This is a genomic window from Chitinibacter bivalviorum, from assembly GCF_013403565.1.
In the GTDB taxonomy this organism is placed as follows: domain Bacteria; phylum Pseudomonadota; class Gammaproteobacteria; order Burkholderiales; family Chitinibacteraceae; genus Chitinibacter; species Chitinibacter bivalviorum.
Window position 1 is genome coordinate 1,232,554 of record NZ_CP058627.1, and the last position, 22,450, is coordinate 1,255,003.

At 48.9% G+C, this 22,450-nt stretch carries 26 protein-coding genes; 18 read left to right on the forward strand and 8 right to left on the reverse strand.

Annotated features, from left to right (window positions below; all coding sequences use genetic code 11):
• Nucleotides 1-6 precede the first annotated feature (6 nt).
• Nucleotides 7-1,335 (reverse strand): adenosylmethionine--8-amino-7-oxononanoate transaminase, encoded by a 1,329-nt coding sequence (locus HQ393_RS05835; protein ID WP_179357897.1) that lies wholly within the window; start codon nt 1,333-1,335, stop codon nt 7-9.
• Between the two features lie 111 nt (nt 1,336-1,446).
• On the opposite strand from HQ393_RS05835, the gene ltaE reads away from it, so the two are divergent.
• From ltaE to HQ393_RS05865, 6 genes are all read left to right on the forward strand, one after another.
• Nucleotides 1,447-2,472: a low-specificity L-threonine aldolase gene (gene ltaE / locus HQ393_RS05840; RefSeq protein ID WP_179357898.1), complete on the forward strand. Its 1,026-nt coding sequence runs from the start codon at nt 1,447-1,449 to the stop codon at nt 2,470-2,472.
• A 79-nt stretch (nt 2,473-2,551) separates the two neighbouring features.
• Complete coding sequence (locus tag HQ393_RS05845) at nt 2,552-3,562, forward strand: methionine ABC transporter ATP-binding protein (RefSeq protein ID WP_179357899.1); 1,011 nt, start codon at nt 2,552-2,554, stop codon at nt 3,560-3,562.
• A complete protein-coding gene (locus HQ393_RS05850; protein ID WP_246307965.1) occupies nt 3,559-4,227 on the forward strand; it encodes a methionine ABC transporter permease in 669 nt (222 codons plus the stop codon). Before HQ393_RS05845 ends, HQ393_RS05850 begins: the two co-directional genes overlap by 4 nt.
• 155 nt (nt 4,228-4,382) lie before the next feature.
• Nucleotides 4,383-5,165: a MetQ/NlpA family ABC transporter substrate-binding protein gene (locus HQ393_RS05855; RefSeq protein WP_179357900.1), complete on the forward strand. Its 783-nt coding sequence runs from the start codon at nt 4,383-4,385 to the stop codon at nt 5,163-5,165.
• The gene (locus HQ393_RS18035) at nt 5,149-5,271 is read left to right on the forward strand and encodes a hypothetical protein (RefSeq protein WP_179357901.1); all 123 of its coding nucleotides are present in this window, start codon (nt 5,149-5,151) and stop codon (nt 5,269-5,271) included. The genes HQ393_RS05855 and HQ393_RS18035 overlap by 17 nt, the downstream gene beginning before the upstream one ends.
• Before the next feature lie 18 nt (nt 5,272-5,289).
• Nucleotides 5,290-5,562 carry an acylphosphatase gene (locus HQ393_RS05865; protein ID WP_179357902.1) on the forward strand — a complete coding sequence of 91 codons (273 nt, stop codon included), beginning with the start codon at nt 5,290-5,292 and terminating at the stop codon, nt 5,560-5,562.
• Between the two features lie 63 nt (nt 5,563-5,625).
• Here the strand turns inward: HQ393_RS05865 and HQ393_RS05870 are convergent, their stop codons facing one another.
• The gene (locus HQ393_RS05870) at nt 5,626-6,096 is read right to left on the reverse strand and encodes a WbuC family cupin fold metalloprotein (protein WP_179357903.1); all 471 of its coding nucleotides are present in this window, start codon (nt 6,094-6,096) and stop codon (nt 5,626-5,628) included.
• A gap of 115 nt (nt 6,097-6,211) precedes the next feature.
• Between HQ393_RS05870 and HQ393_RS05875 the strand changes: the two genes are divergently transcribed.
• The 7 genes from HQ393_RS05875 (at nt 6,212) to mscL (ending at nt 12,189) form a co-directional block, all read left to right on the forward strand.
• The gene (locus HQ393_RS05875; RefSeq protein WP_179357904.1) at nt 6,212-7,306 is read left to right on the forward strand and encodes a hypothetical protein; all 1,095 of its coding nucleotides are present in this window, start codon (nt 6,212-6,214) and stop codon (nt 7,304-7,306) included.
• Between the two features lie 31 nt (nt 7,307-7,337).
• Nucleotides 7,338-7,649: a (2Fe-2S) ferredoxin domain-containing protein gene (locus HQ393_RS05880; protein WP_179357905.1), complete on the forward strand. Its 312-nt coding sequence runs from the start codon at nt 7,338-7,340 to the stop codon at nt 7,647-7,649.
• 37 nt (nt 7,650-7,686) lie between these two features.
• Nucleotides 7,687-8,334 carry an alpha/beta hydrolase gene (locus tag HQ393_RS05885; RefSeq protein ID WP_179357906.1) on the forward strand — a complete coding sequence of 216 codons (648 nt, stop codon included), beginning with the start codon at nt 7,687-7,689 and terminating at the stop codon, nt 8,332-8,334.
• A 3-nt stretch (nt 8,335-8,337) separates the two neighbouring features.
• Complete coding sequence (locus tag HQ393_RS05890) at nt 8,338-8,994, forward strand: energy-coupling factor ABC transporter permease (protein WP_179357907.1); 657 nt, start codon at nt 8,338-8,340, stop codon at nt 8,992-8,994.
• Between the two features lie 100 nt (nt 8,995-9,094).
• Nucleotides 9,095-10,576 (forward strand): sensor histidine kinase, encoded by a 1,482-nt coding sequence (locus HQ393_RS05895; RefSeq protein ID WP_179357908.1) that lies wholly within the window; start codon nt 9,095-9,097, stop codon nt 10,574-10,576.
• Between the two features lie 86 nt (nt 10,577-10,662).
• Nucleotides 10,663-11,718 (forward strand): 23S rRNA (cytidine(2498)-2'-O)-methyltransferase RlmM, encoded by a 1,056-nt coding sequence (rlmM, locus tag HQ393_RS05900; protein WP_179357909.1) that lies wholly within the window; start codon nt 10,663-10,665, stop codon nt 11,716-11,718.
• 45 nt (nt 11,719-11,763) lie between these two features.
• Entirely contained in the window at nt 11,764-12,189 is a 426-nt protein-coding gene (gene mscL / locus HQ393_RS05905; protein ID WP_179357910.1) for a large conductance mechanosensitive channel protein MscL, read from the forward strand.
• A gap of 66 nt (nt 12,190-12,255) precedes the next feature.
• On the opposite strand, the gene HQ393_RS05910 is transcribed toward mscL, so the two are convergent.
• Nucleotides 12,256-13,434, reverse strand: a complete 1,179-nt coding sequence (locus HQ393_RS05910; protein WP_179357911.1) for an acetyl-CoA C-acetyltransferase — start codon at nt 13,432-13,434, stop codon at nt 12,256-12,258.
• Between the two features lie 99 nt (nt 13,435-13,533).
• Entirely contained in the window at nt 13,534-15,252 is a 1,719-nt protein-coding gene (locus HQ393_RS05915; RefSeq protein WP_246307966.1) for a PHA/PHB synthase family protein, read from the reverse strand.
• A 224-nt stretch (nt 15,253-15,476) separates the two neighbouring features.
• Between HQ393_RS05915 and pbpG the strand changes: the two genes are divergently transcribed.
• The gene (pbpG, locus tag HQ393_RS05920) at nt 15,477-16,538 is read left to right on the forward strand and encodes a D-alanyl-D-alanine endopeptidase (protein ID WP_179357912.1); all 1,062 of its coding nucleotides are present in this window, start codon (nt 15,477-15,479) and stop codon (nt 16,536-16,538) included.
• An 85-nt stretch (nt 16,539-16,623) separates the two neighbouring features.
• On the opposite strand, the gene HQ393_RS05925 is transcribed toward pbpG, so the two are convergent.
• From HQ393_RS05925 to HQ393_RS05935, 3 genes are read right to left on the reverse strand one after another with little or no spacing between them, the layout of a single operon-like run.
• Complete coding sequence (locus tag HQ393_RS05925) at nt 16,624-16,809, reverse strand: YgaP family membrane protein (RefSeq protein WP_179357913.1); 186 nt, start codon at nt 16,807-16,809, stop codon at nt 16,624-16,626.
• 27 nt (nt 16,810-16,836) lie between these two features.
• The gene (gene trxC, locus HQ393_RS05930) at nt 16,837-17,265 is read right to left on the reverse strand and encodes a thioredoxin TrxC (protein WP_179357914.1); all 429 of its coding nucleotides are present in this window, start codon (nt 17,263-17,265) and stop codon (nt 16,837-16,839) included.
• Between the two features lie 7 nt (nt 17,266-17,272).
• A complete protein-coding gene (locus tag HQ393_RS05935; protein WP_179357915.1) occupies nt 17,273-18,157 on the reverse strand; it encodes an MBL fold metallo-hydrolase in 885 nt (294 codons plus the stop codon).
• 93 nt (nt 18,158-18,250) lie between these two features.
• Here HQ393_RS05935 and HQ393_RS05940 point away from each other — a divergent pair, with 93 nt between their 5' ends.
• Genes HQ393_RS05940 through HQ393_RS05955 form a run of 4 tightly spaced genes read left to right on the forward strand, consistent with a single transcriptional unit; the run spans nt 18,251 to nt 21,213 of the window.
• Nucleotides 18,251-18,601, forward strand: a complete 351-nt coding sequence (locus tag HQ393_RS05940) for an ArsR/SmtB family transcription factor (RefSeq protein WP_179357916.1) — start codon at nt 18,251-18,253, stop codon at nt 18,599-18,601.
• The gene (locus HQ393_RS05945; RefSeq protein WP_179357917.1) at nt 18,591-19,019 is read left to right on the forward strand and encodes a YeeE/YedE family protein; all 429 of its coding nucleotides are present in this window, start codon (nt 18,591-18,593) and stop codon (nt 19,017-19,019) included. Before HQ393_RS05940 ends, HQ393_RS05945 begins: the two co-directional genes overlap by 11 nt.
• 14 nt (nt 19,020-19,033) lie before the next feature.
• Complete coding sequence (locus tag HQ393_RS05950) at nt 19,034-19,462, forward strand: DUF6691 family protein (RefSeq protein ID WP_179357918.1); 429 nt, start codon at nt 19,034-19,036, stop codon at nt 19,460-19,462.
• 2 nt (nt 19,463-19,464) lie between these two features.
• Nucleotides 19,465-21,213, forward strand: a complete 1,749-nt coding sequence (locus HQ393_RS05955; RefSeq protein WP_179357919.1) for a SulP family inorganic anion transporter — start codon at nt 19,465-19,467, stop codon at nt 21,211-21,213.
• 193 nt (nt 21,214-21,406) lie between these two features.
• On the opposite strand, the gene HQ393_RS05960 is transcribed toward HQ393_RS05955, so the two are convergent.
• Entirely contained in the window at nt 21,407-22,447 is a 1,041-nt protein-coding gene (locus HQ393_RS05960) for an ABC transporter ATP-binding protein (protein WP_179357920.1), read from the reverse strand.
• Between the last annotated feature and the right edge of the window lie 3 nt (nt 22,448-22,450).

The window sequence follows — 22,450 nt, forward strand, 5'->3', positions numbered from 1 at the left end:
AAACACTTAAGCGCTTTTGAACGCCTGTTCGAGTGAATACAAAACAGCCTGTCGAATCTGAACCGCTTCTTGTTCAGTAATATTATAGGGTGGCATAAAATAGACCGTATTTCCAACGGGCCTTAATAAAACCCCTGCTTTTAATGCATTTTGGAAGAAATGCTGCGCAAAAGTCGCTGGCGCATCAATCACATCAAATGCCCAAATCATGCCACGCTGGCGCCAATTCTTCACTTGCGGGAGCGCAGCAATCGGCGAAAAAACCGCATTTAACGCGATAGCTTTGGCGCGATTTTGCACAATAACATCATCGTCACGAAAAATCTGTAAGGTTGCCAAAGCAGCAGCGCACGCCAAGGCATTGCCCGTATAAGAATGCGAGTGCAGAAAAGCCTTTGCGCTCTCATCAGCATAAAATGCTTGATAAATTTCATCGCGACACAGCACCACCGCCAGCGGTAAATAACCAGCGGTAATCCCTTTGGATAAACAGATGAGATCCGGCTTAATGGCGGCTTGTTCACAAGCAAACATCGTACCTGTACGACCAAAGCCTACCGCGATTTCATCTGCGATTAACAAAACACCATACTGATCACAGAGTATACGCGCCTGAGCCAGATATTCTGGTAAATACATCGCCATACCCACCGCGCCTTGCACCAAGGGCTCGACAATCAAAGCCGCGATTTCGGCATGATGCTCAGCGAGCACCCGCTCCAGATCAGCCAAGGCGCGCGCAGTATATTGCTCAGGGGTTTCATCTTTACGTGACAGTCGCGGATCTGGACTCAAAACGGAGAAATTTTCACGGACCAAGGGCGCATATGCCGTGCGGAAAATGGGCACATCTGTGACCGAAAGCGCGCCCATCGTCTCGCCGTGATAGCTATCGGCAAGGTACACAAAGCGATTTTTTTTTGGCTGACCTAGATTTCGCCAGTAGTGCGCCGACATTTTTAAAGCAATTTCGGTGGCCGAAGCGCCATCCGAGCCATAAAAAGCATGCCCCAAGCCAGTCAGCTCGCCCAGTTGTTCAGACAACTGCACCACAGGCTCGTGGGTAAAACCAGCCAGCATCACGTGCTCGACGCTATCCATTTGCTTGCTAATCGCGGCCTTAATGCGCGGTTCATTATGCCCAAAAAGATTGACCCACCAGCTCGACACGCCATCAATAAAGCGATGCCCTTCGCAGTCAGTCAACCAAACGCCATTGGCGCTGGCAATTGGCACCAAGGGCAAGGTTTCATGGCGCTTCATTTGTGTGCAAGGGTGCCAAACAGCGGCGAGACTACGTTCTAATAAATCTTGATTGCTTTGTATTTTCTTCATATCGGTATTTTCTCATAAACCCGAGTGAATAATTCGGATTAGGAATATCGGCTATAGTCAGTTTACGCGTTAAAAGTCACAATTAAACCCATTCCAAGCTATCGAGCCGCCATGAAAACCCTTGATTTACGCAGCGATACGGTGACCCAGCCGACCAATGAGATGCGTCAAGCGATGGCCAATGCCATTGTGGGCGACGATGTCTATGGTGATGACCCCACTGTCATCGAGCTAGAAACCCAAGCGGCAGCTCGCTTAGGCAAGGAAGCCGCACTTTTTGTTCCCAGCGGCACATTTGGCAATCAGCTCGCTATTTTGACGCATTGCCAGCGCGGCGATGAAGTGATTGTCGGCGATGATAGCCATATCGTCTGGCATGAAGCAGGCGCCGCGGCGGTGATTGGCGGCGTGCAATTGCGCACGCTGGAAAGCGATCAAGGTCGACTAAACCCACAGGCGATCAAAGCCAAAATCCGCCATGGCATTGATATTCATGAGCCCAAAACGGGTTTGATTTGCTTAGAAAATGCGCACTCCAATGGCCGTGTCATTCCATTGCAGAATATGCAGGATATTTGGGCGATTGCTCAAGCGCAGCAAGTTCCGGTCCACCTCGATGGCGCACGCGTTTTCAACGCAGCAACGCACTTAGGTGTGAATGCAAAAGAGATTACCCAATATTGCGACACGGTGATGTGCTGCCTCAGCAAAGGCTTGGCTGCGCCGGTTGGCTCAATCCTCGCAGGCCCCGCCGATTTTATCGCCCGTGCACGCAAATTGCGCAAAATGCTCGGCGGCGGCTTGCGCCAAGTCGGCGTCTTGGCTGCACCGGGGCTGATTGCACTCAATACCATGACAATGCGCTTAGGCGAAGATCACGCCCATGCGCAGCAACTAGCCCTGGCACTCAGTCAAATGGATGGCATAGATATCGATTTGGCCAGCGTACAAATCAATATGGTGTGGTTCCGCTTTAGGCACGAGATTGATGTGGCTGCGTTGATGAGTGCTTTTGCTGCAGCGCATATTAAAGTGAATCCCCCCGAAAACGGTTGGATGCGCTTAGTCACCCATTGGCAAATTGAATCGACAGATTTAGTGCGAATTAGCGCAGTATTGCGCCAATTTGCTGGATAAATCGCAATTAATTCCCTTGTTCATTGATATATGCATGATGAATAATTAATTCATCACAGCAGCCCAAAAAGGCAAACGAGTGATTTCATTAGAAAATCTCAGTAAATTTTATCGCGTTGATGGCCGTGAAATACCGGCGCTTAAGCGCATTGATTTGAATATTGCCGCAGGAGAAATCTTCGGCGTCATCGGCCATTCTGGCGCAGGCAAATCAACCTTAATCCGCTTGATTAACTTGTTAGAGCGCCCAACGGGTGGCCGCGTCTTAATCGATGACGTTGATCTAACCGAACTGACGAGTGATCAGCTGCGTAAATCGCGCCAAAAAATTGGCATGATTTTCCAGCATTTCAACCTGCTGATGAGCAAAACCGTCGCGCAGAACGTCGCGTTTCCATTGCAAGTAGCCGGTGAGCTCGATAAAGCGGCCATTGCAACGCGAGTTGCAGAATTGCTCGATTTGGTCGGTCTGACCGATCACGCGAATAAATATCCAGCTCAGCTCTCGGGCGGCCAAAAGCAGCGCGTCGGCATTGCCCGCGCACTCGCCAATAATCCGAAATTACTGCTGTGCGATGAAGCCACTAGTGCACTCGACCCACAAACCACCGCATCGGTACTGCAATTGCTGCTGGAAATCAATCAGAAGCTCAAGCTGACCATCGTACTGATTACGCATGAAATGAATGTGATTCGTAGCATTTGCGATCGTGTTGCGGTGATTGATGGTGGCGAAATTGTCGAAACCGGCCCGGTAACACAAGTCTTTTTGCATCCGCAACATCCGACGACACGCCGCTTTGTGTACGAAAGCGAACACATCGATGAAAGCGATGAGGCCGATGATTTTGCCCATGTGCCGGGCAAAATTGTGCGACTGACTTACAAAGGTGAAGCCACTTACCAATCGCATCTAAGCGCCCTCGCCCGCGAGTATGAAATTGACTTTTCGATTCTGGCAGGCCGCATCGAGCGCATCAAAGACACGCCTTGCGGCCAGCTCACTTTGGGCCTCACTGGGCTAAACACCAAGGCCATGCTGGCTCGACTCGCAGATGAAGGCATTGTGATTGAGGAGTTGCGCGCATGATGAACGAACTTTTTGCCAATATTGACTGGGCCGACATTGGTACGGCCACGCTGGATACGCTGAGTATGCTCGGCGGCTCGCTACTATTTACGCTTATCCTCGGTTTACCGCTCGGGATTTTGCTGTTTCTCACCGGCAAAAAACAATTACTCGCCCAGCCTGCCGTGTACGGTATTTTGTCTTTCGTAGTGAATGTGCTGCGCTCGGTGCCTTTTGTGATTTTGCTGATCATTATGATCCCATTCACGGTACTACTGACGGGCACCTCGCTGGGTGTCGCAGGCGCTATCCCACCGCTAGTCGTGGGTGCGACGCCCTTCTTTGCGCGTTTGGTTGAAACGGCCTTGCGGGAAGTCGATCGCGGCATTATCGAAGCGACGCAAGCGATGGGCGCAACCACGACGCAAATCGTGACCAAAGCCCTATTGCCTGAGGCAATGCCCGGCATTCTGGCTGCGATCACCGTCACGGCGATTACCTTGGTGTCATACGCCGCGATGTCTGGCGTCATTGGCGGCGGCGGCTTGGGTGATTTGGCGATTCGCTTTGGCTATCAACGCTTCCAGACCGACGTCATGGTCGTTACCGTGATTTTGCTATTGATCTTGGTGCAGATTTTGCAGATGGTGGGCGACAAGCTGGTACAGCACTTTAGCCGTCGCTAAGGGGTAACTGATTTGTATAAAGTTATAACAAAGCAATCTTTAGTATTTTTATTACGTAGTGGTAATCTGTATGCATAGACCCACCAACGGGTATATGCGTACAAGTCATTACTCCAAAAGAGTTCAAACTGATACCCATCCCAAAAGGAAATAAAATGAAAAAAATCGTCACCCTACTTGCTGCCGCAGCCGCTTTCGCTAGCATCAATAGCGTTGCAGCCGACAAACTGAGCGTTGGCGCCACAGCCGTACCGCACGCTGAAATTCTCGAATTCATCAAACCCACTCTCGCCAAGCAAGGCGTTGAGTTGGACATCAAAGTATTTACTGACTACGTACAGCCCAATGTGCAAGTGGCCGAGAAAAAACTCCACGCCAACTTCTTCCAACATCAACCTTACCTGACCGAATTTAACAAAGGTAAAGGCACCACCTTGGTGAGCGTAGCGGGTGTTCACGTTGAGCCATTCGGCGCGTACTCGACTAAAGTCAAAAAATTGGCCGACCTGAAAGAAGGCGCAACCGTTGCGATTCCAAATGACGCCACCAACGGCGGCCGCGCTCTGCTCTTGCTCGATAAAGCGGGCGTTATCAAGCTCAAAGACAACAAAAACATTCTGGCGACCAGCAAAGACATCGCTGAAAACCCGAAAAAGTTGAAATTCAAAGAGCTGGAAGCCGCCACTTTGCCACGCATTTTGAACCAAGTTGATTTGGCGCTGATTAACACCAACTACGCACTCGAGGCGAAACTGAATCCAACTAAAGATGCCTTGGCGATTGAAGGTAAAGACTCACCGTATGTAAATATCTTGGTGACTCGTACCGACAACAAAGACGCCGCAGCAGTGAAAAAACTGGCTGCAGCACTGAAAACGCCAGAAGTGAAAAAATTCATTGAAGAGAAATACAAAGGCGCGATTGTTCCAGCTTTCTAAGCGGAAGATTGACCTGAGTTTAACTGCTCAGCATTTGGTGATACACATTGGTAATAAAAAACGGCACTTAATAGTGCCGTTTTTTATTTGCGCTAAACTCAAATGATGAGTTGAGGATGCAATCATGAAACAAGCGCAGCATTTTTTCATTTCGGGACGCGTGCAAGGCGTTGGTTTTCGCTGGGCAACTTGCAATCGCGCGATCGACTTACAACTGACAGGCTGGGTACGCAACCTCAGCGATGGTCGGGTTGAAGTTTGGGCCGAAGGTGAGGCACTCTCACTCGCCCACTTGGCCGAATGGTTAAAACACGGCCCAAGCACCGCGCGTGTTGAGGGCTTGAGCGAAAGTATGGTCGAGGCCAAAAACTATAAAGACTTTCGGGAAATCGCCTAAAATGGCAGGTATAGCCAGCAAATCCAACTAGAAATTATATTTCATAACCATACCCCCACATCATTAGAATTGACTCACCATCCAGTCTAAATACGCAGCGACATTATCATCATTCGCCGCTGGCGCCCACGGCGCTAATTCATTCGCGGCAACTGGCACATACGGGCCAGCCTTGGCTTCAAAAAACACACAAGGCGTCAAAGCCAGTACGCTGTGATAAGCCCCAGCTTCGATATTTATCCCGACATTCTCACCACCTGCAACGAGATGATGACGCGCAATGACTTGCCCATCTTCAGCAAAAATCAGCACGCCCAACTCGCCTTGCAAAATAATCATCGTCTCGGCTTTGTTGGGGTCCATATGCCGATGCGGGTGTACATAAGTACCCGGCTGCAAAGCATTGGCCAAACGATGGCACGCTGCATCGTCGCTCGGATGAAAATTGCGATTTTTACGCAAGCGTGGGTTATCTGCTGCTTCAGCCAGCAATCCACTGAGTAAGTCTTGATTAATTACACTGTACGTCGTCATTACGGGCTCCAATATGAATTTCCCGCCATTAAACCACGAACAACGCATGTCGCGACAAGCGACAACATCGGCAGGTATAATCGCACTTTCGAATTGTTCTCATTAAAGCACTGCCATGACGCTGCCAGATCCTCGCCTCTACCCTCGCGTGAACCCACAAAACCCAGTGATTCGCCAATTGATGTCGCTGATGACCGAGCGCGATGCCGCGCAGGTGGCGGTAAAACGCCAAGGTCTGCGCCAATTGATCGCTGAATTACTCGGCGCGCGCGATCATTACGGCCTCAATGGCGCAATTACCCAAGTGCCATCACAAGAGGCTTGGTTTGAATTGTGGCAATGCATTCGCGATGAAGTGGAGCAATCTACTTCGGCCAAATATGCGGTTCCGTTTGCGATTCCTTTGGTCTTGGTCGCCGGCTTTAAGGGCGAGACCAGCTTACCGAGTGAAATTGATGGCGCTGCGGCGCTCAGCATCTTGCGCGAACATGGCGTCGTCGCCGCCGACGCGGATGTCTTTTTGTCTGGCGCACTGCTAGCCCCCGATTTAGTCGCGGCGATCAATCCAGCGCAAATTGCCGAATGGCGCGAAACCATCAGCGAAGCGAGCCGCTTCCCAATTGATTCGGCAGGCAGCGCAATTGCAATCAAAGATGAAGTCGTGGCTTTACGCTATTTAGTCGGCGTAGCGATTCAGCAGCAAAACGCTGCCCCTGCGATCAAACTTGGCGGCCAAGTAGGCGCTTGGGGTATGCCTTTGGCGCAACTGATTAGCGACACGCTCAAAACTAATGGCGTGACTTTATTCCCGATTCCACGCCCACCAATGAGCTGGCTGGCCGCGCAAGACGCTGGTCGCGTTACGCAGCTCGAAACTCGCCTGCAAGTGATGACCAGCAATGCCCTGCGCAGTATTCGTACTAAAGGTCGCACGCCAGTGGTGACGGTTGCGGCGCATGAAAATGCTGAAATCCGCATTACCTTTAGCACGACTGAAGACCCAGAACGTTGGGAAGGCTATGTTTGGCCTTTAGCAGCGAATGATCAAGTAGCCTATATCGAACAATACGTCGCCGAATTAATGCGCGAATGCCGTGTTGACTCAGTCAAAATGATCGGCAATGTGCAGCCAGTCCTCGATACCGACGGCTTGCCTTTGTTTATTACAGCACACAATCTGGGTCAGGCGATTGACGCCACGATTCAATAATTTTTATTACCCATAGCCCACCGAGGTCGCGATGAGTTTTTACCAACATCATGTCTTTTTTTGCTTAAACCAGCGTGAACCCGGTGAGCGTCAAAGCTGCAATAGCTGTGGAGCAGATCAGCTTTGGGCGTACGCCAAAGAGCGAGTGAAAGCCTTGGGGCTCAATGGCACAGGCAAAGTACGCATCAACAAGGCCGGTTGCCTAGAGCGCTGTGAAGAAGGCCCTGTGATCGTCATTTACCCTGAAGAAACCTGGTACACCTACATCGATAAAGACGACATCGACGAAATCATCAACGAGCACCTCGTACATGGCCGTGTCGTCGAGCGATTAAAGATCTAATACCCAGCTACGTATAACAATAAAGACCAATCAAGAAATGACCCAGAGCAACATACCCCGCAAAGCAGCTACTTTCGAGCTCATTGAAATCGCAGGCCCAGCGGGCAAGCTGGAATGTTTACGCCTAGACTCGGCATGGTCGAGTACCGTTGGCATTGCCCTGATCGCCCACCCCAACCCAACCGAAGGTGGCACATTCAATAATAAGATTGTGCATACCTTGGCCAAAACGCTATCGCGCTTAGGCTATGTGGCTTTTTGCCCCAATCTGCGTGGCGTCGGTAAGTCGGAAGGTGTACACAGCCGCGGTGAATTTGAGCCCGACGATATGGCTGCAGTATTGGCCTATGCCCGCAGTCAGTTCCCAGAGGTGACACGCCTAACCTTGGCGGGCTTTTCCTTTGGTACCTTGGTGCAAAGCCGATTGCGTGAGCGCTTGGGCGAACATGAAGTCGAGGGCATGATTTTGATTGGCCCCGCTGTTAGTCGCTATGAATTTCCGAATGTCCCCAAAGGCACGCTGATTATTCATGGCGAAGAAGATGAAGTGATCAGCCTGCAAGCCGTACTGGATTGGGCACGCCCACAACAACACCCCGTCGTTGTCGTGCCTGGCGTCGGGCATTTCTTCCACGGCCGACTCACGCAACTGGGTGAAATGGTCGACAAAGCCTGGCGTTTTTAAGCGATGCCCGCACTCTATGCTCAGTCTTGGCTGATTTTGGGTGCGGGGCTGATGGTACTCGGCCTATGGCAGGCTTTGCGCACCGAGCGGTGGCGGGCTATTTCCAATAGTCATCTCAATAGCTGGTTAGCATGCTGTGTATTCATCATGCTGATCTGGCAGCTTAACGCACAAATCCAAGCGGGCATTTCATTTCACATCTTAGGCAGTACCGCGCTCACTTTAATTGCAGGTCGCAATCGGGCACTGATCGGTATTGCCGCAATATTGCTCATTGAAGCGCTATTTTCCCGTCTTGAATGGCAAAATATCGGCCTATATTGGCTTTTGCTCGCGGCCATTCCTTGTTATATCAGCAGCTATTTACTCCAACTTAGCCAACAGCGGCTGCCGCTTAATTTCTTCACCTATGTGTTTGTCAATTGCTTTGCAGCCGCAGCCATTTCAATGTGGGCTTATGGCCTCTTTCACTGCGTAGTTTTAGCCAGCTCAGGCAGTTATAGCTGGGGATTTTTACAAGACGAAATCCTGCCGTATTATTTTTTAATGGGTTGGCCTGAAGCATTTAGCACGGGACTCAATCTCACCTTACTCGTCGTCTGGCAGCCTCAATGGGTTGCCAGTTTTGACGACGCAAAATACCTGCAAAAAAAAGAATAACTGCTAAATTTAAAGCCTATTCAGTCAAAATTTAGCCATGCGCCGCATACGAACTCACCTTAATATTATTTTTGTCTTGATTCTGACAACGGCGTTGACCGTGTCTGGTGCTATTTCGTATTACCACACCGAAAAACGTCTTGAGTCTGAACTCTCAGACTACCTCAATCGCATGAAATTGCGCATGGAAACGGTCGTTCCTGGCGTGCTGTGGAATTTTGATGATATTCAACTTGCCCGCATCCTCGATGCCGAAATGAGCTACCCCGGCATTACCGCGATCGAAGTGTATAACGGCGATTTATTTCTCGATGGTCGTTCGCGCAATGCCGAAGGGGAAGTTGTTAAACTGAAGCAAGCGTTGAGCAGCGAAAAAGGCGTGGAATTCGCACTCAAATACAATGGAGCAGAAAGCCAGAAAGTACTTGGGCACGTGAAATACATTGCCAGCCGTAAACTAATTGAAAAACAACTAAGCGAACAAGTGATCGAAAAAATCATTGAGATTATTATTCTCGATCTCTTGATCGTTTTGGCACTCTCCCGTTCCTTGCAACAAATCGTCATCAAGCCATTATCTTTACTCCGCGATCGACTTAGTTACATCGCAGAACGCGACATTGCCTACAATGACATCGATTTACCACGCAATCCCTATCAAGAAATCGATGAGGTATCAGTAGGCTACAATCGCATCGCCCATCGCCTACAAGATGATGTGTCCAATTTATCGCGTACTGAAATTGCAATGCGCCAAGCGAAAGAAGAAGCCGAAACCGCCCTACTTCAACTCAAGGAAACACAGCAAAATCTGGTGCAATCAGAAAAAATGGCTTCATTAGGAAGCCTGGTAGCGGGCGTAGCGCATGAAATAAACACGCCAGTTGGCGTAATTTTGACGAGTGCATCAGTCTTGCGTGACGAATCCGCGAAATTTAGACAAATGATTGAGGGCGGTCAGGTCAAAAAATCGGAAGTGATCAATTACAGTGAAACGGCCGAACAATCATCTGCGCTCATCATGAGCAATGCCAGCCGAGCCGCCGACCTGATTCAAAGCTTTAAACGGGTTGCGGTTGATCAGACCTCGGAAGTGAAACGCGACTTTGAGCTTAATGCCTATCTGAATGAAATTTTAATGAGTTTGCGTCCGCTGATAAAACACGCGGCGGTGAGCATTGAAATCAACTGCCATGAAGAAATTCGCATGGATAGTTTCCCAGGGGCGCTGTCACAAATTTTGACCAATTTACTCAACAACGCACTGCTGCACGCCTTTGCGCCGAGCAATGGTGCTGCGATAGGCGGACAAGATAATCAAATCATCGTATCGGCCCATAAAGACGGCGATTGGGTTGAGCTTGAATTTAGTGATAATGGCGCAGGAATCTCCGAATCTTTCATCAATAAAATTTTTGATCCCTTCTTTACCACCAAACGCGCCAATGGCGGCAGCGGGCTGGGGCTGAATATTGTATTTAATCTGGTAACACAAACTTTAGGCGGCAGTATCCAAGTCCATTCCAAAGAAGGCGAAGGCACACGATTTGTTATGCGCTTTCCAAGTCATATCAACAACTAGCTGCCGCCCACACTAATTTATTCCTAGTTTCATGGCCGCAAAGCAATTTCTTGGGTATCCTTGCGGCTTTTACTTTGAGCGCTAATATGTCTGAGATCAACACCGTCGTCCCAAAGGCTTTGCTAGTTTATTGCCGCCCCGGTTTTGAGCCTGATTGCGCCGAAGAAATTGCCGACAATGCAAGCTGTGATGGCAGCTTTGAACGTGGCGATGGCTGGATCGTCTTTACCCCTTCAGAAAAAGATCCACGCGCATTAAATAGCCTCGTCAATAAGCAGCTGATGTTCCCCCGTCAGGTACTATTAGTGCACGATCGCATCACACTGGGCGGCAAAGATCGACTGACCCCGATCGTGAATTCACTCAAACAAATTGACTCGGCTTTTAGTGATATCTGGCTAGAATATCCAGACACCAATGATGGTAAGTCGCTCTCAAGCTTTTGCCGTAAATTTGGTGATTATGTCGCCAAAGCAGCAGCCGAAAACAATTGGCTACAGCCACAACGTGTTCGCAATCGTTTGCACTTATTCTTCCCACAACAAAATGAAGTATTTATCGCCTCACGCCCAGCAAAAGACACCGACTGGATCAATGGCATTCCGCGCTTACGCATGCCTGTTGATGCGCCAAGTCGTTCGACCTTAAAGCTGCTCGAAGGGATTTTGGTTCTGGTCGATAAACCCGAAAGTAAATTTAGGGAAGGAATGAGTGCCGTCGATCTGGGCGCAGCACCTGGTGGCTGGACCTATCAATTAGTCAGCCGAGGCTTGAAAGTGTTTGCGGTTGATAACGGGCCCATGAAGGGCAGTATGGATGGCCATCACCAAGTCAAACACATCCGAGATGATGGCTTTAAATTCAAGCCTAAAAATCCAGTGGAATGGCTGGTCTGCGATATGGTTGAGCAACCGATTCGGGTTGCTGAATTAATGGCCAAGTGGTTTGCTGCAGGCAATGCGCGCCGAGCGATTTTCAATTTGAAATTACCGATGAAAAAACGCTACTTGGAAGTTTGCAAATGCTTTGCATTGATTGAAGCAAAGCTGGAAAAAGCTGGAATGTCATGCAAAATCACAGCCAAGCATTTATACCATGACCGAGAAGAAATCACGGTTTACTTGACCGTTGTGAAAGATTAACTAACAATTCACTTACTTTTATCTCAATGACATATCGGGGTTTTCATGTTTAAAGAGTTTCGCGAATTTGCCATGCGTGGCAATGTGATTGATTTGGCGGTCGGTGTCGTTATTGGCGCGGCCTTTGGCAAGATTGTTGATTCATTAGTCAAAGACATCATCATGCCCCCCTTGGGCTTTATTATTGGTAAAGTAGATTTCACCAATATGTTTATTACCCTCGTTCAAGGCAGCAAAGTAGCGGGCCCCTACGAAACACTGAAAGCGGCTCAAGATGCTGGTGCGGTCACTTTGAACTTCGGCCTATTTTTTAATAGCCTGATCAGTTTTACAATTGTTGCTTTCGCCATTTTCATGGTTGTTAAAGCCATGAACAAATTGAAACGCGAAGCTGAGCCAGCCCCAGTCGTAGCAGAAACTCCAGAAGAAATTGCATTGTTGCGCGAAATTCGCGATTCACTCAAAAAGTAATTGAGCGCAGACCAATAAAAAATCCGCAGAAATATCTGCGGATTTTTTATTGGGTATATGTCTAGACTAGCGCTCTACACACAAAGCTACGCCCATACCCCCACCAATACACAAAGTCGCCAGACCTTTTTTCGCATCACGGCGAAGCATTTCATGGATCAGCGTTACCAAAACTCGACAACCTGAAGCACCAATTGGATGGCCTAAAGCAATCGCGCCACCATTGACGTTGACCTTATTCATATCCCATTTCAACTCACGCGCCACACCCAATGCTTGCGCCGCAAAAGCTTCATTTGCTTCGATCAGATCAAGATCTTCAATACTCCAACCCGCTTTAGCCAACGCTTTTTGGGTAGCAGACACAGGTCCCATACCCATAATCGTTGGGTCCAAACCCGTACTTGCTGAAGCGCGAATCGTCGCCAATACAGGCAAGCCAAGTTCATTGGCTTTTTCACGGCTCATCAACATTACCGCTGCAGCACCATCATTGATACCTGATGCATTACCTGCAGTTACAGTCCCTTCTTTGTCAAACGCTGCGCGTAATTTAGCCAAGGAATCAGCCGTGGTGTTGGGCTTAATAAATTCGTCTTGATTAAATACAACGGGATCGCCTTTCTTTTGTGGAATGACGACAGGGATAATTTCATCTGCAAAACGCCCTGCTGCTTGCGCTGCGGCTGCTTTTTGTTGCGAAGCCAAGGCTATAGCGTCTTGTTCTTCACGCGTAATGCCATATTTCTTCGCAATGTTTTCAGCCGTAACACCCATGTGGTAATTGTTATAAACATCAGTTAAACCGTCGTAAACCATGCTATCGATGAGGCTGGCATTACCCATACGGAAACCATCACGGCTACCATTCAAAATATGCGGGCTAGCTGACATATTTTCCTGGCCACCCGCGATGACAACCTCTGAATCACCAGCCAAGATAGCTTGAGCGCCCAAAGCAACTGCTTTTAAGCCTGAACCACAGACTTGGTTAATCGTCATGCCTGGTACTGTATCTGGTAAGCCCGCGCGACGCACAGACTGACGAGCAGGATTTTGCCCCAAGCCAGCCGTCAAAACATTACCCAAAATAACTTCTGATACTTGCTCAGGTTTTACCCCTGTTTTTTCAAGCAAAGCACGAATCACTGTCGCGCCAAGTTCTGGTGCTGCAACTTTAGCTAAGCCACCAGAAAAATTACCCAATGCAGTACGTCCAGCAGCAACAATAACCACTTCAGTCATAAATATTCCCTTTTATACAAAAGCAAACAACAAGTAGTTGTAAGCATTTGACTCTAAAAAAAGCAAGGCGACTGCCTTGCTCAATTCAACTACAAAAAATCAAACCACTTTGGCTTTAACATAACGACCTGGGGCCGCTTCAATTGATTTGTACTTGGTATTGCCGCCCTTTTTCGGCGCAGCGACTTGCGAGCCTGAGTGTGGCACCAGCCAAGCAGACCAGTCTTGCCACCAGCTGCCTGGGCGTGATTCGGCTGAGTTAAACCAATCCTCGGCGTTCAGTGCAACGTTGTCATTGACCCAATAGTTACGTTTATTGGTGCTCACCGGATTGATGGCACCCGCAATATGCCCAGAAGCCCCCAACACAAAACGCAACGGTCCTTTAAATATCTTAGTCGTTGCAAATGCAGAGTGCCAAGGCACAATGTGGTCTTCTCTCGCCGCAAAGATATATGTCGGCACATTGATGGTCGTTAAATCGATGGGCGTGCCGCATAAGCTAAAGGAATTGGGCTTGATGAGGTTGTTTTCCAAATACATATTGCGCAGGAAGAAGGTGTGCATCGGTAATGCCAAATTAGCCGAGTCACTATTCCAATACAGCAAATCAAATGGGGCTGGATTTTTGCCTTTCAGATAGTTATTGACGACATAATTCCAAATTAAATCGTTAGAACGGAGCGCAGAGAAAGTGCGTGCTAATTCTTTGCCACCAATGACTCCCTCTACTTTTAACTCACGCTGACGAATTAAATTCCAATCAATAAAATGCTTAATCTCGCCTGGATCGGTGTGATCGAGCATCACCGTCATCAAAGTCACCGACTCAAACCAATCTAGTCCACGGGCTTTCATGACTGGAATTGCGGTAGAAACTAGCTCACCACCTATGCAGAACGAGAGCACATTAATTTTTTCGGCTTTACTTATTTCACGCACAACTTCAGCGGCTTTAATTACGCCGGACTCAATATAATCATCCCAGCGCAAATGCCCCTGGTGCGGCTCAATGGATTTCCATGAGACCAAGTAAGTGGTGAAACCTTGACTTACGATATAACCCATCATGGAGTTCGCTGGCTGCAAATCCATAATGTAGTATTTGTTGACACACGGCGGCACGACTAGCAGTGGGCGGCTATACACCTGTGGGGTACTTGGCGTGTATTGAATCAGCTGGAAAAGCTCATTTTCAAAAATCACTTCACCTGGCGTTACAGCAAGATTCTTACCCACCTCAAACTGACTTTCATCAGTCATGGTAATTGAGCCTTTTTGCATATCCGCCAGCAATTGCTTCATCCCTTCTTGCAAACTTTCCCCTTTGGTTTCTAGGGCGAGCTTCATTACTTCGGGATTAGTAAAAGCAAAATTGGTTGGGCTCATGGCATCGATATACTGACGCGTAAAAAAAGACATTTTCTCGCGCGTTACATCGTCGTATTGAGGGGAATTAATCTGATCAAGCAGCCATTTAGAGGTCAGCAAATAATTCTGTCGAATGTAATCAAAAATCGGGGTGTCCCACTCTGGGGCATTAAATCGGCGATCTGATTTTTCGGGCTCAACCACTTTAACACCTGATTTAGCACCAATCAGTCCGAGCCATAAATCCATTTGTTGCTGATAGAACTCAGCGTGGGCGCTGAGTAAATTTGGCTGAGACTGTTGCATTTTATGCAACATTTCATGCAAGACGGTTACATGCTGATTGGGCGTACCAACCGGAAAAGCTTTACCCCAATGTTCAGCCCATTGACGATTTGCTTGAGTTAAATGATCGAAAAAAACCTGCATCGAGGGGTGATTCAGCACAGTTCAGCTCCGTATAACTAGGGTTATCCCTAACATTGTGACAAGACAATTGCTGCAACGCAACACAAACACATCCTAACACCAACAGAAAGCGAATTAGATTCTAATGTTATTTATTAGCTAAAAACCACTACTTCTTGATTAAACATGACATTTTCACCCCTCTTCAGTAAAATCAGTATTAACTAAGATAGTATCAATCCGTATTCTCAAAGGGGTCTCTCATGAACAAGCTGTATCGCTCGCTATGTGTGCTATTTACTAGCACCGTTTTGGCGGCCACCCCGGCTCTTGCAACTAGCAAAACAACAAATAAAACAACAGCTAATCAGCAACAGAACAGCACTCAAAAAAGCAAGAAAACGTCCGCCAAAAAACCAACTGTTCAGACCAGTAAAACAAGCAAAAGTAATTCATCAAAAACAGTCGCTCGCAAAAAAAGCATTGAACAACAAGCCATTGCTGGCGCCCGCAGCGGTGTTCGTGTTGATCGTGTTAATGCCAATCCAATTAATCTAAGCAGTCCAGGTGTGCAATCTAGTGGGGTTTTGGTACTGAACGAGCAAAACGGCGAAGTGATGTACGAAAGAAACGCCGACAATATCGTGCCAATTGCTTCAATCACCAAACTCATGACCGCCATGGTCGTGCTTGATGCCAAATTGCCACTTAATGAACTGATCAGCATTACCCAAGCTGACGTTGATAGCCTGAAAAACACCAGCTCACGCCTCACCGTAGGCACAACGCTCACCCGCGGTGAAATGTTGCTGCTCGCACTGATGTCATCAGAAAACCGCGCAGCATCGGCCCTGAGCCACGCCTACCCTGGCGGTCGCGAAGCGTTTACTCGCAAAATGAATGAAAAAGCGCAACAGCTGGGCATGCAAAACAGCCGCTTCTTCGATCCAACGGGACTGACACCTAGCAATGTGTCGACACCACGTGAATTATCTTTGATGGTTAAAGCTGCACAGCGTTACCCTGAGATTCACCAATTTTCGACCTCTAGTGAATATCAGTTCGTTTCGAATGTTACTGGCCACCTGATGTCTTTCCGCAACACCAATCCGCTAGTCAAAGATGCAGATTGGCAAATTGGCGTCTCAAAAACCGGCTTTATCAATGAAGCTGGCCGCTGCATTGTGATGCAGGCAACGATCAACAATATGCCTGTGGTCATGGTGCTGATGGATTCAAATGGCAAATACACGCGAATTGGTGATGCCCAGCGAGTTCGCCGCTGGATTGAAGAAACACGTCAAAGCGGCCTCAAAGCAGGTTAAGCCTCGCTTGATAAGGCTGGCTACAAATTAAAAGACCACTGAAATCAGTGGTCTTTTTTTTACGGCACCTACCTCTAGACGCCAATTATTTAAGCGGGCATGTATTGATACCCACTAATTTATAGAGTGGGCAAGAGCGAAGCAAGCCTGTTGCCAATGGCACCACCCCAATCCAACCCCAGACACCGATTACACCCAACAAGGTCAGCACCAGCAACAACACCCCCACCGCGATACGAGCAACGCGATCCAAACCACCTACATTGTTCATCTCACACCTCCTCGCGGCCCGAGCCGCTTATAAAAACTGCATTAACCAGGCTTTAAACTGGCCGGATGACATGGCGCCTGACACACGCTCCAGTTCCATGTTTTGCTCCAACATCAACAAAGTTGGAATACTGCGCACGCGAAATTGATTACCCAACTCAGGTTCGGCTTCGGTATCCACCTTTACAAACAAGATTTTTCCCGCCATATCCTTTGCCGCAGCGGCAAACGTAGGTCCAAATTGCTGACAAGGTCCACACCACGGTGCCCAAAAATCAATCACCACCGGCAATTTTAAATGTTTGAGTAATTCCGGCAGCGACTCTTTTGTCGCCGCAATAGGTGCCCCAGCCAATAAGGGTGCATGGCAAGCCCCACAGTTTGGCGCTTCATTTAAGCGCGTCGCTTCCAAACGGTTTTTAGCATGGCAGTGGGGGCAATCGATTAACAAACTCATGTCTTTCTCACAAAGTATTTAGTGGCAATTTCAAATATTGGCGTCCATCAGCTTCCGCAGGCGGCAAATGACCAGCACGCACGTTAACCTGTATCGACGGCATGATTAAAACGGGCATGGCCAACGTGGCATCGCGCGCTTCCCGCATTTTGACAAAGTCATCGCGGCTCGTCGCGGCCGACAAATGAATATTATGCGCTTTATGTTCGGCAATACTGGCCTCCCACGCGGGATTAGCCCGGTTGGCAGGTTGATAATCATGACAAGCAAATGCTCTGGTCTCATCGGGAAGTTGATACAGCCGTTGTACCGAATCATATAAACGACCAGCATCTCCACCGGGAAAATCGCAGCGTGCCGACCCAACATCTGGCATAAACAAAGTATCACCCAAAAATAGCGCATCTCCAATCAAATACGCCACATCAGCAGGGGTATGTCCTGGCACCATTAATGCCTTTGCGGTCATTTGTCCAATACCCCACTCTTCATTATCCACCACCAAATGATCAAATTGGCGACCATCCGTGGCAAACTCATTCTCCATACCAAAGATGGGCTTAAAGATTTTTTGCACCTGCTCAATCCCTTTACCAATGGCGATTTTCCCGCCCAATTGCTGCTGCAACCAGGCGGCGGCAGACAAATGATCCGCATGAGCATGCGTCTCGAGTATCCAATCGAGCGTTAATTGCATGGCACGAATGCGATCTACGATTTTCTGCGCATTGCCGGTACTGGTTCTGGCGGATTTAGCATCGTAATCGAGCACCGGATCAATAATTGCGGCATGCCCACCTAGCTTGTCATACACCAAGTAGGAAATCGTAAAAGTCGCTGGATCGTAAAATGCTTCAACCTGGGGTTGCTGCTGAGTATTTGCTACGGTCATATTGAACTCCTGTGATTCTTTATCGTTACAGCTTTACTTTACAATATATTTTTTTATATAATATGTCAACGTTAGTTAACTAGAAGGTCACTTATGACTGACTTAGAAATGCAAGCAATGCGCTCAGCCGCGTGCAATGCCATTGGCCTACTCAAAAACCTCGCCAACGAAGATCGACTCATGCTGCTCTGCCAAATGGTAGACGGTGAAAAATGCGTTTCTGATTTCGAGGCCCTACTCGATATTCGCCAACCAACCCTGTCCCAACAATTGGGCGTGCTGCGTAATGCCGGTTTGGTCAATACGCGTCGGGATGGCAAACGCATTTATTACTCGCTCGCCAGCCAGGAAGTACACGAAATACTGTCACTTCTTTATAAGCTTTATTGCCCCATAGACTTAAACAAATTTGACGCTGCCCAAGGGAATGAAAATGCAAATTGATCTGGCTCACTTTACCCCGCTCGCCTCGCTATTGGGCGGCGCCCTGATTGGCCTCACCGCCGGCTTAATGATCTTGCTCGCTGGTCGTGTGGCTGGCATCGCCGGCATTATCGGTGGCTTAATTGGCGGCGCGGCAGATAAAAGCTGGCGACTCTTTTTTATCGCTGGCCTAGTCATTTCACCGCTGATTTGGTCGCTCTTTGCGCCTTTACCCGCGCTACAAATGGTCACGTCACCATTGGGCTTGATTATTGCAGGTCTCTTGGTCGGGATTGGCACGCGGTATGCCAATGGCTGCACCAGTGGTCATGGCGTCTGTGGTTTATCTCGTTTTTCCCTGCGCTCATTGATCGCAGTATTGAGTTTTATGGGCACAGGCTTTGTGACCGTATTTATCATTAAACATCTACTCGGATAAACAAGGACACAAGCATGAAATTCAATCTATTTGGCCTGTTTAGCGGCGTTTTATTTGGCCTTGGACTGATCCTCGCAGGCATGGCGAACCCAGTCAAAGTTCAGGGTTTTCTCGACATTGCAGGTCTGTGGGATCCGAGTCTGGCATTTGTGATGGGTGGTGGCATTGGCGTTTCAATGGTTTTCTACGCCAAGGCAAAACGCACCTCATTGAGCCTGTTGACCAAAGAAGCGCTCAAAGTACCCAGCAATACCCTCATCGACAAACGTTTAGTGTTAGGCAGCGCAGCATTTGGCATTGGCTGGGGTATTGGGGGTATATGCCCAGGGCCAGCATTAGTAGCGGTAGGCATGGGATCACTAGGGGGGGTATTGTTCACCGTCGCAATGTTGGTGGGAATGTATCTCTTCGAAATCATTGAACGTCGCAACGCCAAAGCTTAATCATGTCCATACGCAGCCGATTTCGCCCTACTAGCTTATTGCCGCAATGGATGCGCCAGTATCATGGCGGCTTGTTCGCGGGCGACTTCAGCGCAAGCGTGATTGTTGCGCTGCTATTGATCCCCCAAGGCTTGGCTTATGCCCAATTGGCGGGTTTACCGCCGATGGCAGGTTTGTATGCCAGCCTTGGCCCCTTATTGGTCTATGGTTTTTTTGGCAGTAGCATGACGCAATCGGTGGGCCCCATGGCCATTACATCGGCCATGACCGCCAGCGCCCTCGCCCCTTTGGCACTCGCAGGCAGTCGAGAATACCTTGCCCTGGCAGCCACACTGACCCTGCTATCTGGCCTAATGCTCACGCTGTTTGGCAAACTCAAACTGGGCCAAATGACACGACTGCTTTCGCTCCCTGTCGTGCAAGGATTTAGCGCGGGCACCGCTTTATTGATTGCACTCGGCCAAACTGGGGCATTACTGGGCGCCCAATGGCGTGGCGACACCTTGATTGCTTTAGCCCAACATGTACCCGCAGCTGTACAGCAACTCAGCGCAGCGCCATTGTTATTTGGATTATTCGGACTACTGGCCATGTGGCTTAGTGCCAGTCCGGCAGCGGGTTTACTGCAAAAATTAGGATTAGCGCAAAACACGGCCCAACTGGCCGGAAAAGTGCTACCGCTCTTGACGATGATGGTGTTGGCCATCGCGCTGATCTGGCTTGACCCAGCCCACCAGATTAAAACCCTCGGCAAATTACCTGATGCTCATTTTGCCATTGAGCACTTCAACCTTGATTTAGTGCAGATGCAATCTTTGGTATTACCAGCCCTTTTGATCGGTTTAGCTGGCTATCTACAAAGCATCACGGTAGCGCAAACCATCGCCGCCAGCCGCCACCAAACCATCGATGCCAATCGCGAATTAGTAGCACTGGGTAATTGCAATGTGGCGTCCGCATTTTTGGGCGGATTGCCAGTTAGCGGCGGATTTTCTCGTACCGTCGTCAATACCAGCGCGGGGGCACAAACGCCACTGGCTGGGATGATGTCTGCCGTCTGGATGTTACTGGCCCTGTGGTTGCTATTACCTGCGCTGGCTTTCTTACCGCAAGCCTTGCTGGCGGCAACCATCATTCTGGCTACGAGCCGCATGATCTCATTCGAACAATTACGCAAAGCCTGGCAATTTGATCGCCGCGATGGGCTCGCTTGGATAGTCACCTTCACTGGGGTGTTACTCACCGGCCCGATGTTGGGTATTGCACTCGGGGTTGGGATTGCCATCTTGCTCTATGTATGGCGCAGCCATAAGCCGCATATCGCCGTCGTTGGGCAAGTACCCCATACCGAGCACTACCGCAATGTAGAACGTTTTCAGACCCAAACGGTGCCGACCATATTGGCGATCCGAGTCGATGAAAATCTATATTTTGCGAACACCGCCAATGTGATCGAGCAGATTAAACATCAGCTCAATATTCATGCTGCATCAGGGCAAATCAAACATCTGCTATTGATCTTATCTGCCGTCAATAGCATTGATTACAGCGCGATCAATGACCTCAAAGAGTGGCACAAAGCATTAGCCGATGCGGGCATTACGCTGCATTTAGCAGAGGTTAAAGGCCCGGTACTCGAAACGCTGATGCATGGCGATTTACTCGAGCACCTAGATCGCGCGCCGTTTATTTCTACTCACGCGGCATTTACGGCTCTTTCACCTCGGCAGCAAGAAGATTACACCATATAGGTATTTTATTGAAAATCAACCCAATCAAAGCTTATATAGACATACCCCTTATTTCTTGGGCATGTTCAGATAACGTGTTGATAACAAGAGTCGTAGGGTGGGGTAGCCCCTTAGGGCGTAACCCACCCTACGAATATCGTTTTTCGTAGTCAAACCAAGTTCTGTTCATATCAACACATAATCTGAACATGCCCTATTTCTTGAAAACAATCAGGTGATCCATCTCCAGCTCGATTCCAATATCTTCACCTATCGCATGATTATGATGACTGGGCACCAATGACAATAAAGTCTGCCCAGATGGCAGCGCCAAGGTATAGAGAAATTGCGCGCCGCGAAATGCCTTGGCCATCACTTTAGCTTGCAGCGAGCTGCGGTCATTGTGCTGAATGTCATCAGGTCGAATCAGCACCTCCATGTCGCAGCCAAGGCAGCATTCAACCGGCGTTGTGCGGCAAATCTGGCCTAGCTCAAATTCAATACACTGGGGTGCCGTCAGCTTGGCCGGCAATAACACACCTTCACCAATAAAATTGGCTACGAATCGATCTGCTGGCTCATGGTACAAATCATACGGCGTGCCCCATTGGCAGATTTTTCCATCGGCCATTACACCGATCTGATCAGCCATGGCAAATGCTTCACGTTGATCATGCGTCACCAAAATGGCCGTGGTGCCCGTCGCTTTTAAAATAGCGCGAACTTCTTGTCCTAGTCGCTCCCGCAACTCGACATCCAGATTAGAAAACGGCTCATCCAGCAACAATAAGCGCGGTTGTGGCGCCAAAGCACGTGCTAGTGCAACGCGCTGTTGCTGCCCACCCGATAGCTCATGCATATAGCGCGCGCCCAAGTCAGCCAAGCCCACGAGTTCGAGCATCTGAGCCACGCGAGCGGCTTGCTCCGACTTACTCATGTGCTGAATTCCGAATGCCACATTGCCTGCAACAGTCAGATGCGGGAATAAGGCGTAATCTTGAAACACCATGCCCACACCGCGCATTTGGGGCGCAACTAAACTCGCGGGGCTAGACACCAGCTGATCATCAAGATAAATCTCACCATCACGCAAAGATTCAAAGCCCGCAATGGCCCGCAGCATTGTCGTTTTACCGCAACCCGACGCGCCCAATAGGCATGCGATTTCGCCCACATTGAGCACAAACGACAAGCCTGCCACCACATGGCGTTCGCCAAAAGCAATCCGAACTTGATCAACACGAAGTAATGCCATGGT